Genomic DNA, 13,697 nt, shown 5'->3' with positions numbered 1-13,697 from the left:
CGGGGGTCGCGGCGAAAATCCGCTGCATGAGATCCACTGTGGCGGCCGGTCCCATGCCACCCATAATGCCGACCGTTTTACTGTTGGTCATAGCGCCACCGTTGCCGTAGTTCAGAATTCACGCTGGATCGTAATTAAAGGCATCGCGATAGGCGAAGAGCGCCTGACTGCCGCCGGTGTGAATGAATACGATGTTTTGGTCTTTTGCGAAATGCCCCTTACGAATCAGATCGATTAGACCTGCTGCGCCTTTGCCGGAGTACACGGGATCCAGAAGAATGCTTTCACTGCGGGCAAACAGCTCAATGGCTTCGATCGTCGCCGGTGTAGGTATGCCATAGCCCTCGCCAACGTAGTCGCAGTTCGCCTCCACGTGTTCACGCCGGATTGCACCGGGTATCCCTAAAAGATCGGCTGTGCGTTCTGCCAGCTTAAAGACGTTCTCCTCTTGCAGCGGCTTCGGTGCGCGTACGCCAATGCCCAATACAGGTACCTGGCTGTTACTGCCGGCAAAGCCCGCCACGAGGCCTGCCTGCGTGCCGGCGCTTCCAGTGCCGTGGACGACCAGGTCCATACGCAAGCCTGCCGTATCCGCTTGATAAAGCAGCTCCATGGCGCAATGCACATAACCCAAGGCGCCTATAGGGTTCGAACCGCCCCCAGGAATGATGTAAGGCTTCTTGCCATCGGTACGTAGTTGCTTTGCCATATCCTCCATAGCGGCATTCATATCCGTACCGCCAGCGTAACGGCTTATCGAGGCCTTGAATAACTTATCTAAGAGAACATTTCCGTTGTAATTGTAGCCGTCGTAGGTGCTCCCGGTTCTGTCTTCCAGGAGTACCTCACAGTCCATACCCATCTTCGTGGCGATAGCCGCGGTTTGTCGCGCGTGATTGGACTGTGTAGCCCCTTGGGTAATGATTGTGTCGGCGCCCTGCTGCTCGGCGTCGGCCATCAGGAATTCAAGCTTGCGCGTCTTGTTACCACCCCCGGCCAAGCCCGTGCAGTCATCACGCTTTATCCAAATATTGGGCCCGCCGAGTTCCCGGGACAGGTTTTTCAGGGGCTCCAAGGGCGTGGGAAGGTGCGCAAAATGCAGGCGGGGGAATCGGGCTAAGTGCATGCTGGTGTTCTCGATGGCTGTGATTGTTGGGGAACGCAAGAGTACATAAAGAGCGCGCCTGCGGCCATTATGTCTCGCTCCGAGCTATAATGCGGATCTTCGAACTGAGAGATTGTTGCTGTGCTACGACTGATTAGCCTGACTTTGGGCCTCCTTCTCGCCGCTTGCTCGTCCATGGAGTACAACTTACCTGCGGTGAGCAGCGATACGGACGGAAACCGTCGCGCCGGGAAGTTTATCTGGCATGACTTGATATCGGATGACCCTAAAGGAACTGAGGCGTTTTACGGTGCTCTGTTTGGCTGGGAGTTCCAATCTTTGGAGCTTCTGGGTGCCAACTACTGGGTAATTAGCCTCGATGGAGCTCCGATAGCGGGCATGGTTGAGCAGTCAGGTATCGCCGCGCAACGTGACATTTCTCAGTGGATGTCAGTTATCTCCGTCGCTGACGCCGACACTGCCATGAAAATCATCAGTGAGGCGGGCGGTACTGTCCTGAGAGAGCCCGTCTCTATCGGCGATCGCGGCACCATCGCAGTATTTGCGGATGCCCAGGGTGCGCACTTTGCGACGCTTACGACGCCCTCGGGCGATCCCCTGGATAGTGAGTCGCTGCCTGGAGAGGGCGCGTTTTTATGGCATGAGCTATGGACATCCAATGTGCCCGCAGCGAGCACACTCTATGCGGAGCTCGGCGACTTAGACGCGGTGGCGCTAGATAGGGAGGGGGCTGATGGCGCCGACATTGATTTTCGTGTCCTTCGAAGTGACAAGCTTACCCGCGCGGGCATACGAAGCTTGCCGGACCCGGACATGCCATCGTTGTGGATGCCCTACCTAAGAGTCGAAACTATTGAGCGACTTGAACAACTATTGCTTCAGGTGCCTGAGCTGGGCGGCGAAGTGCTTGTACCTGCGCTACCGAGACCCGCTGGTGGGTATGTGTCAGTCATTGCGGGCCCATCTGGCGCACCCATAGCGTTGCAAACCTGGGGAAGTGATCAGCCCCTGATTAAGGATCTTTGACATGCGAAATTCAGGAAATGGCCGCTACCGACTGTTACGGCGTGCATTAGCAGCGGCAGCGCTTGCGGCAGCTGTGCTATCCCTAAGTGGCTGTGACGACCCGCAGGTCTACGGTAGCGTGGGTGTTTCTTCGGGTTATGGCGGCTATGGTGGCTATCACGGAGGTTATGGCGGATGGGGGCAACCGCGGATGCATACCAGTATCTCTGTAGGCGGTCGTATTCGCTAGTGACTCCTTAAAAGCTCCAGCCCACGCCGGTGGTGAGACCCCAGTCAAAACTACCGGCTGCATTTTCTTCTACCGTTGAGTTGTCGAAGCTCCCCCAGGCACTGAAATCCCAGAATAGATCACTGACCATTTCCCAGCGCAGGGTGGCGCTGGTGTCAGCACGTACGCGGCCGCTTTCAGTCAATGATGGATAAAGAGAACCATCGAGCTTGAGTTTTAACTCCGGTGTATCGAAGCGCCAGCGTGAGTAACCGAGAGTGAGTACGCCCTCGATGCTTTCTTGTGTGTCACCCCCAATGCTTCGCTCCTCCAGTCCCTGCAAAGCCATACTGCCAATGAGTTCGCTGCCGGGGGTTTCAATAAAGTAGCGACCCATGCCAGCACCCAGCGATAGTCGATAATCCAGACCCAGCTCATCATTGGTTTCGTGCCCGCCAAACACTAAACGGTAGTTGGCGGCTCGGTCGACCCAGGCCTTACGCGACAAACTGATCCGGGAACTGCTGGTTGCTTCTTCATCGGTGTCGGATATGGTGATGCGGCTGGTGAGGGCGTTGAGAGTTTTCTCATCCTCATAAGAAAAGTCCGCCCGTAGCTCGGTCTGCGCAACGCCACTGGCTTTTGTGAATGCATAATTAGCGGCGACATAAATGTCGATTCTATCGACAAGGCTCTCTGCTACCGGCCGAATTTCTACTATTTCCTGCCATCCAAAGCTCTTTTCTCCAAAGACATCCTCCAACGCTATGGTGCCGGAAATGGGTCCGGGTTTTACGCTGCCATAAAAGCGCTGACCATTGTCCAGACGCAGTTCATAGTTGTAGTTGGAGTCAATGCTCGCTATTTCTTTCCACTCGATATCCAGAGTCCCCATGGCATCAGTGCCAAAGCTTAAACGACCGCCGAGCAACGATTTAATTTCGCCGGTGATACTGTCTCCGTTGTAGAGAGTGATAGTATCGGTCTTGCGCTGAGCGGCAGCCGGGTTGCTCAGGCATATGCTGACTAACAGGAGCATGATCAACATCGCCATGCGTTGTAGCTGCCATTGTTCGGGCGCAAATAGCGTCGTCAAAGTTTTCAACATCGTTCACCGATTGTTATGTGTTTCGGGACGAAGTTTAACGTCATCAGCTCCGAAAATTCGCCTACTGGCAGTTTTACCGTTGTCGGCCTTATTACTGGCTGCTCCCGCGCAGTCAATGTTTGAAGGGGCCGCAGACAATGTGTCCCTCGCTAGCGACAGGGAGCGTTTCCTCAGCGCGCGAAAAATGATTAAAACGGGAGACTGGGCAGCGTTCGATCGCGAGCGTAAAGCTCTCGATTCCTACCCCTTGAGCCCTTACCTCGATTACGAGCGTTTGTTACGACGACTGACCGTGACTTCGGGCACGCAAGCTCGCACGTTTGTCGATGAGCAAAGCCAAGGCCCTTTGGGTGTGCGCTACCTTGGTAGTTATCTTGAGACCACGGGTAAGCGGCGTCGCTGGAGCGACTATCTGGATGCGGCCTCCCGGGAGCCACGCAGCGAGAATTTGCGCTGCTATTACGCTCGCGCAAAAAGAGCGAATGGCGCAGAGCAGGAAGCCTGGGAGCTGGCTGGCCGATTGTGGGTGTCACCGAGCTCGGTGAATGATGCTTGTGACCCATTGTTTACGCTTTGGAAAGAAGCGGACGGCCTCAATGATCAGCTGATATGGAAGCGAGCGACCTTGGCCTACGCCGCGCGCGAGAACGGCCTACTTCGGTACATCGCATCTTTGGGAAGCCCCGACTTGCAGCCTGCGCTTGCTGCGCTGAGACGAAGCTATAGCCAACCACAGCGCAGCCTGGAGTTGGCGAAAAACCTGGATACACCAGCGGGGGCGGAATTGTTGACCCTTGGGCTGGAACGATACTCCCGCTACGATCCGGCCCGTGCGCTTGGACAGTTTCAATCGTTGGATAAGGGATTCCTGAGCGCGGAGCAGAACGAGCGTGTGACATCGGCGATCGCCTTTCGGGGGTTGCTGGAGCGTGACGTGGATGTAAAGGCGTGGGCTGATGAGGGCTTGTCCCATTGGTCCGACGACAAGCTCACTGAGCTGCGCCTTCGCTGGGCTATTGCAGATCAAGACTGGGACGCTATCGATACGCTCTTTTTGGCGCTAAGCAGTACCGCGCAGGCAGAGGGCACCTGGCGTTACTGGTACGCGCGGTCTCTGGAGGACCAGGGACGTGAGGCTGATGCAGAGCTGCTCTTTAGCACCGTGGCCAAGGAACGTGGTTACTACGGTTTTCTTAGCGCAGATCGCGTCGGGCTTCCTTACAGCTATCAAGAGGCTCCCAGTGCCAAGCCTTCTGCTCTATCCAAGGAGCTCCCCGGCTGGGCAGGCGACGCGCTGTGGCGCGTCCATGAGTTAAATGCACTAGGCGAGTCGAGACTTGCTGCGACGGAGTGGGCCCATGCCCTGGGGCGCCTGAACGGCTCTGAGCAACTGGCTCTTGCGCGCATCGCCAATGAGCAAGGTTGGCACCGCTTGAGTATCGACGCTGCGAATGCCGGTCAGCATTGGGATGCGCTGGACTTGCGCTTTCCGCTGGCCTATCTCGACGACTTTTATCAGCGCGCAGCGGCGCAATCTTTGCCAGTTAGTGAACTCATGGCGATCGCTCGTAGAGAGAGCGCATTTTCGCCCACCGCTCGTTCTCCCGTAGGCGCGCGGGGCTTAATGCAGCTCATGCCCGCTACCGGCCGCTCGGTTGCCCGACAGGTAGGCCTACCGGTGAGTAACCAGAAACTAGACAACGTTGAGTACAACATCACCCTCGGTAGTGCCTATTACGGCCAGCTCCTGGAACGATTTGATGGCAATCGAGCTGTGGCATTGGCTGCCTACAACGCGGGACCCAATCGAGTAAAGAATTGGTTAAAAGCTGATTTACCCCTGGACGCCTGGATAGAAACGATTCCCTATCGCGAAACTCGCGACTATGTAAAAGCCGTGTTGGCCTACAGCGTGGTTTTTGACTATCGCCTGGGAGAAAAAGCACAGTTGATGGGTGATGCGGTGCGGCCCCCTGGCTACTGAGTCACGCCCATTTATAAGCTTTGTTATTCCGGTGCTTAACGAAGCGTCGCGGTTGCCTGTACTCCTGACGCGCTTGCGTCGCGACTTCCCCGACTGCGAGCTAATCGTCGTGGATGGCGGCAGCAGTGATGAGAGTGTGGCGGTCTCGATGCCGTTAGCAGATAGCGTCCTGTTGGGGGAGCCCGGTCGAGCGCTGCAGATGAACCTCGGTGCGGCCTGCGCGAGCGGGGAGTGGCTAGGCTTTTTGCATGCCGATACCGAGCCCTTGTTTGACGAAGCCGGACTTTGTGCGGCCTTGGGAGTCGAGCGTCGCTGGGGGTTTTGCCGCATCACACTGCAGGGGCGCGCCTCCGGTCTGGCTATGGTCAGCTCCTTCATGAATCAACGCTCGCGTGTGACGCGGGTCGCGACCGGTGATCAACTGCTGTTGGTTCGACGCGAGCTCTTTGCAGAGATTGAAGGCTTCAGCAAGATTCCCCTGATGGAAGATGTGGAAATCTGCAAACGCCTGCGTTCAGATTACGTCGGTGGTTGTTTGACCCTTACTGTCCGGTCGAGCGGCCGGCGCTGGGATGATCAGGGTCTTTGGGCCACTATCGTGAGAATGTGGGTACTGCGGTTAGCGTATTGGCTGGGCGTAGCGCCACAGCGCTTGCGGACGCACTATTACGGCAAGCACGCCGCCCCCGCCCATCGTGGCGGAGGCTAGCGTGAGCCGCGGAAAACGACTCCTGCAGCAATTCGCCCGGTACCCAGAGCCGGGCAAGGTGAAAACTCGCCTGCAGTCGGAGCTCAGTGCTAAGGAAGCCTGCGCGGTGCATGAAGAGCTGCTTCTTCACACGGCGAGCACCTTGGCGGCAACAAAGCTTGGGCCTGCTGAGCTCTGGCTTGATCGATGGGGTGAGCATGAGGCCTTGTCTGCTGCGTTGAGCCTGGGGATGTCGGGGCCTTATCTCCAAACAGGCGATGACCTTGGGGATCGTATGTACGCGGCGCTAACTGAAGGTCTAAGCCGTGCCGACGCTGTAGTGTTGGTTGGTAGTGATTGCCCTGCGTTGTCTGAGAGCTATCTCGCTGCGGCGTTCACTGCACTGGATTGTGCTGACGTGGTTCTGGGTCCAGCCGATGATGGGGGGTTTGTGCTCATCGGTTGCACAAGGTTGTGCGAAGGAATGTTCAGGGATGTGCCTTGGGGTGGGGCGCAAGTCCTTCAAGAAACGCAGAAGCGTTTAAGGCAGGCAAAGCTATCAAGCGGGTTGCTATCAGGTCTCTATGACGTGGATACTCCCGCCGATTTACAGCGTTGGCGGAGCGCTCAGCGTTTAGGCGTGAGCGGCGACAGCTGAATCCGGCGCTATGTTGACGCCTCTGGAGTCTCTCCAGTCGTCACTTTGCAAATGCGAGCGCTGGTACAGCAACCAGGCAATGGCCGCGCAATAGCTCAGGTTGGTTTGTAGTTCACTGTCAGGGTTGCTCAAAAACGCCCGCTGACTCGCCAGTCCTCGCACCCGGCTGGCAATATCTGGCCGGAACGCGAGATAGCGATCCCAGAGATCCCGATGTTGGGTTGAGGTAATGTGGAACAAGCCCAATCCTGGCTCGCGGCGTGAGAAAAGACCTACTTCGGTTTTTCGAAGGGCGACTGCAAGCAACTCCCTTTCAGCTTCCGAAGACCACGCGCCAAGATATTCCAGCGTGGGTTTTATTACCTGCTCTCGCAGGTGTTCGGCTGTGATGTACATATAGCAAGCTCCTCGCAGGAACATGGCGTGATTACTCTTTGGTAATTCATCACCGGTTTGCATGCTATGACGATCCCTTCAGGTCGCGTCGTAACGCGGTTTAAGCTCTTTTGCCGATAGAGCCCTTGGAGTGACCGGTAACTGAGCGACGTATTGCCTCGCCCTGGGATCATTTTTACCACAGTATTTTTAAATATCCAATATAAATTAGGGGTTTAGAGTGTTTTATTTATCTAGATTTTGTAAGTCGGCCCTAAATAGCGTTATTTCGATGCGAATTTAGCTGAAAAGGCGTGTTGGCCGCTTGTTTGTCGATTTTTTGATCAAAAAATAAGCAATATACCGGTTTATAGCTAACCACCAGCGAACTTGACGGTAAAACCTTCGTTTTCGAGTACCGATTTAATGAGTTCTCGCTGATCGCCCTGAATCTCAATGACGCCATCTTTTACGGCGCCGCCGACGCCACAGCGTTGCTTCAGGGCCTTTGCACGAGTTTTTAGTGTGGGTAGATCATCGGGGAGTCCCGTTACCAGGGTGACGGCTTTACCACCTCGACCTTTGGTCTCGCGCTTCAGGCGAACGATGCCATCACCCTTGGGTTCACCGGACTGGAGAAGACGGCAACGGCAGTCGGCTTTTACGACTCCACAGTCAGGACAAAGCCGTCCTTTGTCCGTGCTGTACACCGGCCGTGATTTTCCTTGTCCACTGTGGCCCATGAACGTTGCTCCTGCGATGACTGGCAGTGTAGGGTACAGCGCTTTGCGTTGTGGTGAACCCCGTGAATGATGATCAAACAAGCGCTGAAATAGCCACGCTGCAAGCTGAGATTGCTTTTCAGGGTGACAGTGTTCAACGTCTCAATGATGCTCTTGCTGCGCAGCAGCAGGATCTCTTGATGCTCCAGCGGCAGGTTGCCTTGCTGGGCGAGCAGCTCCGTGGACTTCGGGAGAATGGCAGTAATCGTGATGGAGGCGCTGAAATTGAAAAGCCACCGCACTACTGATGAGTTTTTGTATGACTAGCCATAAGCCGCTGTTGCGGTAGATTCATTATGAGCACGCTTTTTATAAAGCCCTGAATGCATAGGTAGATTTGAACGATGCAGTTCTCCAGGTTCGGTGAAAAATTTTCAGGGAACAGCGGCATCAGTGGTCTGATGGAGGACCTGGGTACCGCGTTAAGTGATGACCCGACGCTGCTCTTTATGGGGGGCGGAAATCCCGGCAGGATAGAGAGCGTGCAGTCTGCCTTTGCTGCCCGCTTAGCGACTATTGCAGCTGATCGTGATCAGCGCCATCAGTTGCTCGGTGTTTACCAGGCTCCACAGGGAGACCGTGGTTTTCGTGATGAGCTGGCACGTTTTCTTCAGCGCGAATATGCCTGGGACGTAGGGCCTGAGAATATCGCGCTGGCCAATGGCAGTCAGTCGGCCTTTTTTGTGCTCTACAATTTGTTGGCGGGGGAGGCCCCCGATGGTAGCGCGCGCCAAATACATCTTCCTCTCTCGCCAGAGTATGTCGGTTATCGCGACATTGGCCTCAGTGACGGCTTCTTTTCTGCAACAAGGCCACGAATCGAACGTCTGGACAGAGGGCAGTTTAAATACCACGTAGATTTCAGTGCTTTGACGCTCTCGGACTCAGTGGCGGCGCTGTGTGTATCGCGGCCCAGCAATCCCACCGGCAATGTTGTTTCGGACTCGGAAGTTGCCGAACTGGACCGGCTGGCGCGAGCCAAGGGTATTCCCCTGATTATTGATGGCGCCTATGGTCAGCCATTTCCTGGGCTGATCGATGAGACCGCCACCGCATTTTGGAACGACAACAGCATCTTGATGCTAAGCCTGTCAAAGCTGGGACTTCCGGGTGTGCGCAGCGGCATCGTCGTGGCTAGCCCTGAAGTTACCCTGGCTTTCTCCAGAGCGAACACTGTTATTAGTCTCGCTTGCGGCACCTTGGGCCCGCAGCTGCTTCGTGGGATGTTCGATGACGGATCTTTGCTGCAACTTTGCCGCCAGCAGATTCAGCCCTATTATGGTGAGCGCCGACGATTGGCGATTCGAGCAGTGGAAACAGCGCGTGGCGATTTGCCCGTGTGGATTCACAAGCCCGAAGGCGCGTTTTTCTTGTGGCTGTGGTGTGAGAACTTGCCTATCGACAGCTTCACGCTCTATGAGCGTTTGAAAGAGCGCGGGGTTATCGTGCTGCCGGGGAACGATTTCTTTATTGGTAGTGGGGATGATTGGCCCCATAGCCGAGAATGTCTGCGCATATCTTACGCCGGTGATACACAAACGATTGAGCCGGGTATAGCGCTGATTATGGATGAGCTTCATAAAACCTATGCGGCTCACCGATGAAGGGCGTTAAGAGACTCAGATTTTGAAAAGCGAACATGACTCAAAGATGGCTGCTCAGGCTGCTGTCAAATCGATGGATGGAGAACACCTTATGCAAAAGTTAGCTTTCGGATTGTTACTGACAGCGCTTGGTTCGGTAGCGAGCGCACAAGATTCCACACACCTCGACTGGCTCAATGCCAATTACGAGCAAACGGCTCAGACCGCAAGGTCCCTCTGGGAATTTGCCGAAGTGGGTTATCAGGAAACCCGCAGTAGCGAGCTTTTGCAGGATCAGCTGGCCGCCGCGGGATTTACCGTAGAAAGTGGTGTTGCTGATATCCCAACGGCGTTTGTTGCAACTTATGGAGACGGGGGTCCGGTACTTGCGATTCTCGGCGAGTTCGATGCATTGCCGGGGATTACCCAGGACTCGGTGCCCACGCGGAGCCTTATCGAAGAGAAAGCAGCGGGGCACGCCTGTGGCCATAACCTTTTTGGAGCTGGCTCGGCGGCTGCGGCAATTGCGGTAAAAGAGTGGTTAGTTAGCACGGGAACCCCAGGCACGATTCGCTTCTACGGCACGCCTGCCGAGGAGGGCGGCAGTGGCAAAGTCTATATGGTTCGAGCGGGTCTTTTCGATGATGTGGATTTTGCTCTGCATTGGCATCCCTCGGACCGTAACTCCGCTGCCGCACGGACGACCTTGGCAAATCGCTCCGCGAAGTTTCGCTTTCGTGGGGTGTCGGCTCACGCAGCAGGCGCTCCGGAGCGAGGACGTTCAGCGCTCGATGGCGTTGAATCTATGAACTACATGGTCAATATGATGCGTGAGCATGTGCCACAGCAGACACGTATTCATTACGTGATCACTGCGGGAGGTAATGCACCGAATGTTGTGCCTGACTATGCCGAGGTTTTCTATTACCTCCGTCACCCTCACGCGAGGACGGTAAGGTCATTGTGGGAGCGTCTTGAGGCGGCGGCGCGGGGCGCGGCAGAAGGGACAGGGACAGAAATGGAGATGGAGATTATCCATGGTAACCACCCAGTGTTAGTCAATGAAACGCTGCAAAAGATGATGGATGCGACGCTCCGGGATATCGGCGGAATTGAGTACAACGAGGAAGAGCAGCGCTTCGCTGAAACCATTTACCAGAGTTTTGACGACCCATCACTGAATCTGGGTTCCCAGGATGAAATTCAGCCATACAGTGTTTCTCTCGGCTACGGTTCTACTGATGTGGGTGACGTGTCAATTGCCGTGCCGACGGTTGGCGCGAGCATTGCGGGCTACGTACCGGGGACAGCCGGTCATAGTTGGCAGGCTGTTGCCGCTGCGGGTACCTCTGTGGGTTTTCAAGGAGCTCATCTTGCAGCGAAAGCGCTGAGCAGTGCAGCGGTGCGGATTTACACGGATAAAGCTCTACGAGATGCAGCACGGGCTGAGTTTGAAGAGCGCCGCGGGGGAGACCTTGAGTACGAGGCGCTGCTGGGTGACCGTACGCCAGCCCTCAACTACCGCAAGTAAACGCACGGGTGTCGGTGAAACACGCAGTAATAGTCAACGAATAAGAGCGGACGAGGATTCATAGATGTCGGAGAGTGAACGTAAAGACAATGCAGAGCAGGCGGAGTTTCGGAGCTACTGCCAAGAGTGGATAGCAAAGAATCATCCAGGTGAGCCTTCGGTGCGCCTGCCGTTGTCACCACTGGAAATCATGACCCCAGAACAGATGGCGTATTTGCAGTCCTGGCAGAAGTCCGCTTATGACGCAGGACTGGTGGGATGTGACTACCCTGTTGAGGTTGGTGGTGGTGGTCGTGGAGACTGCCAACGTGTTGCGAACGAGGAGTTGGTCGCAGCGCGGACGCCTTACTATCCCAACGTTATTGGCCTGGGTATGGCCGCGCCTACGGTTTTTCATCACGCGAACGAAGAGCTAAAGCAACGTCTTCTGCCTCGACTGTTCTCCGGTGAAGACATCTGGTGTCAGGGATTCAGTGAGCCTGGCGCCGGGTCGGATTTGGCGAATGTGCAGACCTTTGCCGAGCGTAAAGGTGATAAGTGGGTCATCAACGGCCACAAGGTGTGGACAAGCTTGGCGCACTTCGCCGAGTGGATGATCATCCTTTTGCGTACGGATAAGGGCCACAAATACGAGGGCTTGTCGTACTTTGTGGTACCGATTGCTTCCGCTCTGGGCAAAGGTGTGACGGTACGTCCCCTTATCAAAATGACCGGGGAAACAGGCTTCAATGAAGTGCTATTTGAAGACCTCGAAATTGATGACAGCTATCGTCTGGATGAGCTGGGTAAAGGCTGGCAAGTTGCGATGACGACCCTGCTGCACGAGCGTGGAGCAGGCGGTTTAGTGACGCCGCGTGCGGGTGGCCTTAAGAGTAAGAGTTCGCTCTCTATCAGCGCTCGTAATGTGATGGAGCTGGCAGGCAACACCCTGCGTGGCGCACAGCGAGCCTCTGATGACCCCTTGCTGAGAGATCGCATGGTGAAGCAATTGATTCGCGAAGAGGCTCTTAAGGAGCATCAGCGTCGTGCGCGGGTTTCAGCGCTCACCGATCATCCCATGCGTTTGCCCCTACAGAATAAGTTACTGGCATCAGAGATCGCGCAGGACACAGCGGCGCTTGCACTGGAGGTTGAAGGGCCTGCGGCGAGCCTTTATCTGGCCGACGAAAATGCACCGGCTCGAGGGCAGTGGCCCCTTGCGTACATGAATTCTTACGGCATGACCATAGCGGCGGGCACTAGCGAAATCCAACGCAATATTTTAGGCGAGCGAGTTTTAGGGCTCGCCAAGTCGAAGTAAATCGCTCGGCGAAATAAGGAGATAATTGTGGCTCAACCCAAAAATTACGGCTTTGAAGAAGAGGCTGGAATGCTTAAAGACGGTGCGCGGCGTTTCTTCGCCGACAAGCTCCCTGTGAATCAGTTGCATGCGCTGGTCGCAGACGAGTACGTCCCCGAGCGTGCGCCTCGGGTGAAATGGCGAAAAGATTTGTGGGACGAAATGGTGGCGTTGGGCTGGACAGCCTTGGCAGTGCCTGAGAGTGCCGGTGGCGTTGGGCTTCCTTGGGTGGCGGTAGCCGCGCTTTTAGAAGAGAGCGGCAGAGCAGCGTTTCCATCACCACTATTGACTACCTTGCAGACAACTGCGGTGTTGGCTGCCTGCGGTGATGCTGGGGAATCGGCTTTGATGGCGATTGCTGAAGGCTCAGCAGCAACGATCGCGGTTATGGATACCTCGGGAGATCCACGCCCGGGTGCTGTTCAGGTCGTTGATGGAAAATTGGAGGGGCTTGCCTGTTTTGTCCAGGATGCGGGTAAGTGCGATCACATCCTGGTCATGGCAATGGAAGAGGGCGGGCCAGCGTTGTTTTGGGTGGATACAGCAGCTGAGGGTATCGAAATCCATCAGGACGCGATTATTGACCTAACCCGAGATCAGGCAAGAGTGAGTTTCACAAACGTAGCCGCGCAGCGAATAGTCGCCGATGCGACCGCAGCTTGGGAGTCGGCCTTGCCGGCGATTTGGATACTGATTAGTGCAGACATGGTGGGCGCGGCGGAATGGTTGCTACAAACCACGGTGGAGTATGCCCAGCAGCGTAAGCAGTTTGATCGCCCCCTGGGCTTCTTTCAGGCGGTCAAACACGATCTGGTAAACGTGATGATAGCGATTGATGAGAGCAAGTCTCTGCTGTACAGCGCCGCCTGTGCCTTGGATCACGAACCCGAGCGTGCTTTGGAGTTAGCGCATATGGCTAAAGCGTCTGCCAGCGATACTGCTGCGTTTGCTTCGGGTAGGACGGTGCAAATGCACGGCGGCATCGGATTTACCTGGGAGTGCTTCGTGCATCTGTATTTCAAGCGTCAAAAGCATAGTCAGCTTTTATGGGGTGATGCGGCCTGGCATCGCGCCGCCCTTGCAGACTTATTAGTGGACCGAGCCGGTATGGACGCGGCAGCATAATATGAACTGGAGAACTGCCGGATTCATCGCAATCGCGTTACTCGTTGGCTATGGAACGCTGGCGCTTATAGCCTTTGGAAAATAGCTGCAGCGCAGCCGGTTAGCTTCAGGCTTTCCCGGCTGCCGTTTAAGCAGAAACTTCAGCTTCGATTTCAAAGTGTTCC

The 13,697-nt window shown here is 55.6% G+C and carries 14 protein-coding genes; 10 read left to right on the top strand and 4 right to left on the bottom strand.

The window, feature by feature from the left end:
* Positions 1-118 precede the first annotated feature (118 nt).
* A complete protein-coding gene (locus tag ACI9KD_RS15115) occupies positions 119-1,126 on the bottom strand; it encodes a D-cysteine desulfhydrase (protein WP_414982006.1) in 1,008 nt (335 codons plus the stop codon).
* A 120-nt stretch (positions 1,127-1,246) separates the two neighbouring features.
* On the opposite strand from ACI9KD_RS15115, the gene ACI9KD_RS15110 reads away from it, so the two are divergent.
* A complete protein-coding gene (locus ACI9KD_RS15110; RefSeq protein ID WP_414982005.1) occupies positions 1,247-2,152 on the top strand; it encodes a VOC family protein in 906 nt (301 codons plus the stop codon).
* A gap of 1 nt (position 2,153) precedes the next feature.
* Positions 2,154-2,381 carry a hypothetical protein gene (locus ACI9KD_RS15105; RefSeq protein ID WP_414982004.1) on the top strand — a complete coding sequence of 76 codons (228 nt, stop codon included), beginning with the start codon at positions 2,154-2,156 and terminating at the stop codon, positions 2,379-2,381.
* A gap of 7 nt (positions 2,382-2,388) precedes the next feature.
* On the opposite strand, the gene ACI9KD_RS15100 is transcribed toward ACI9KD_RS15105, so the two are convergent.
* Positions 2,389-3,468 carry a DUF481 domain-containing protein gene (locus ACI9KD_RS15100; protein ID WP_414982003.1) on the bottom strand — a complete coding sequence of 360 codons (1,080 nt, stop codon included), beginning with the start codon at positions 3,466-3,468 and terminating at the stop codon, positions 2,389-2,391.
* 115 nt (positions 3,469-3,583) lie between these two features.
* On the opposite strand from ACI9KD_RS15100, the gene ACI9KD_RS15095 reads away from it, so the two are divergent.
* The 3 genes from ACI9KD_RS15095 to ACI9KD_RS15085 are packed head-to-tail and all read left to right on the top strand — an operon-like array spanning position 3,584 to position 6,798.
* A complete protein-coding gene (locus tag ACI9KD_RS15095; protein WP_414982002.1) occupies positions 3,584-5,452 on the top strand; it encodes a transglycosylase SLT domain-containing protein in 1,869 nt (622 codons plus the stop codon).
* A complete protein-coding gene (locus tag ACI9KD_RS15090) occupies positions 5,427-6,161 on the top strand; it encodes a TIGR04283 family arsenosugar biosynthesis glycosyltransferase (RefSeq protein WP_414982007.1) in 735 nt (244 codons plus the stop codon). Before ACI9KD_RS15095 ends, ACI9KD_RS15090 begins: the two co-directional genes overlap by 26 nt.
* A gap of 1 nt (position 6,162) precedes the next feature.
* Entirely contained in the window at positions 6,163-6,798 is a 636-nt protein-coding gene (locus ACI9KD_RS15085; protein WP_414982001.1) for a TIGR04282 family arsenosugar biosynthesis glycosyltransferase, read from the top strand.
* Here ACI9KD_RS15085 and ACI9KD_RS15080 read toward each other — a convergent pair.
* Both ACI9KD_RS15080 and ACI9KD_RS15075 read right to left on the bottom strand, forming a co-directional pair.
* Entirely contained in the window at positions 6,775-7,257 is a 483-nt protein-coding gene (locus ACI9KD_RS15080) for a hypothetical protein (RefSeq protein WP_414982000.1), read from the bottom strand. The two genes, ACI9KD_RS15085 and ACI9KD_RS15080, sit on opposite strands and share 24 nt — an antisense overlap.
* A gap of 290 nt (positions 7,258-7,547) precedes the next feature.
* A complete protein-coding gene (locus ACI9KD_RS15075) occupies positions 7,548-7,916 on the bottom strand; it encodes a translation initiation factor Sui1 (protein ID WP_414981999.1) in 369 nt (122 codons plus the stop codon).
* 62 nt (positions 7,917-7,978) lie between these two features.
* Between ACI9KD_RS15075 and ACI9KD_RS15070 the strand changes: the two genes are divergently transcribed.
* From ACI9KD_RS15070 to ACI9KD_RS15050, 5 genes are all read left to right on the top strand, one after another.
* The gene (locus ACI9KD_RS15070; protein WP_414981998.1) at positions 7,979-8,203 is read left to right on the top strand and encodes a SlyX family protein; all 225 of its coding nucleotides are present in this window, start codon (positions 7,979-7,981) and stop codon (positions 8,201-8,203) included.
* 96 nt (positions 8,204-8,299) lie between these two features.
* The gene (locus tag ACI9KD_RS15065) at positions 8,300-9,559 is read left to right on the top strand and encodes a valine--pyruvate transaminase (RefSeq protein WP_414981997.1); all 1,260 of its coding nucleotides are present in this window, start codon (positions 8,300-8,302) and stop codon (positions 9,557-9,559) included.
* A gap of 91 nt (positions 9,560-9,650) precedes the next feature.
* Positions 9,651-11,069: an amidohydrolase gene (locus ACI9KD_RS15060; RefSeq protein WP_414981996.1), complete on the top strand. Its 1,419-nt coding sequence runs from the start codon at positions 9,651-9,653 to the stop codon at positions 11,067-11,069.
* Between the two features lie 64 nt (positions 11,070-11,133).
* The gene (locus ACI9KD_RS15055; RefSeq protein ID WP_414981995.1) at positions 11,134-12,369 is read left to right on the top strand and encodes an acyl-CoA dehydrogenase family protein; all 1,236 of its coding nucleotides are present in this window, start codon (positions 11,134-11,136) and stop codon (positions 12,367-12,369) included.
* A gap of 27 nt (positions 12,370-12,396) precedes the next feature.
* On the top strand, positions 12,397-13,533 hold the full coding sequence (locus ACI9KD_RS15050) for an acyl-CoA dehydrogenase family protein (RefSeq protein WP_414981994.1): 1,137 nt from the start codon (positions 12,397-12,399) through the stop codon (positions 13,531-13,533).
* The last annotated feature ends 164 nt before the right edge of the window (positions 13,534-13,697 follow it).

Source organism: Congregibacter sp., assembly GCF_047617445.1.
GTDB lineage: Bacteria > Pseudomonadota > Gammaproteobacteria > Pseudomonadales > Halieaceae > Congregibacter.
Note: the sequence above shows the minus strand (reverse complement) of the source record. Positions and strands in the feature narration are given on the sequence as shown.

Coding starts and splice junctions, on each gene's coding strand:
- ACI9KD_RS15080 (WP_414982000.1), bottom strand. CDS start 7,257: ATGCAAACCGGTGATGAATTACCAAAGAGTAATCACGCCATGTTCCTG.
- ACI9KD_RS15095 (WP_414982002.1), top strand. CDS start 3,584: ATGTTTGAAGGGGCCGCAGACAATGTGTCCCTCGCTAGCGACAGGGAG.
- ACI9KD_RS15055 (WP_414981995.1), top strand. CDS start 11,134: ATGTCGGAGAGTGAACGTAAAGACAATGCAGAGCAGGCGGAGTTTCGG.
- ACI9KD_RS15115 (WP_414982006.1), bottom strand. CDS start 1,126: ATGCACTTAGCCCGATTCCCCCGCCTGCATTTTGCGCACCTTCCCACG.
- ACI9KD_RS15060 (WP_414981996.1), top strand. CDS start 9,651: ATGCAAAAGTTAGCTTTCGGATTGTTACTGACAGCGCTTGGTTCGGTA.
- ACI9KD_RS15075 (WP_414981999.1), bottom strand. CDS start 7,916: ATGGGCCACAGTGGACAAGGAAAATCACGGCCGGTGTACAGCACGGAC.
- ACI9KD_RS15090 (WP_414982007.1), top strand. CDS start 5,427: ATGCGGTGCGGCCCCCTGGCTACTGAGTCACGCCCATTTATAAGCTTT.
- ACI9KD_RS15065 (WP_414981997.1), top strand. CDS start 8,300: ATGCAGTTCTCCAGGTTCGGTGAAAAATTTTCAGGGAACAGCGGCATC.
- ACI9KD_RS15105 (WP_414982004.1), top strand. CDS start 2,154: ATGCGAAATTCAGGAAATGGCCGCTACCGACTGTTACGGCGTGCATTA.
- ACI9KD_RS15100 (WP_414982003.1), bottom strand. CDS start 3,468: ATGTTGAAAACTTTGACGACGCTATTTGCGCCCGAACAATGGCAGCTA.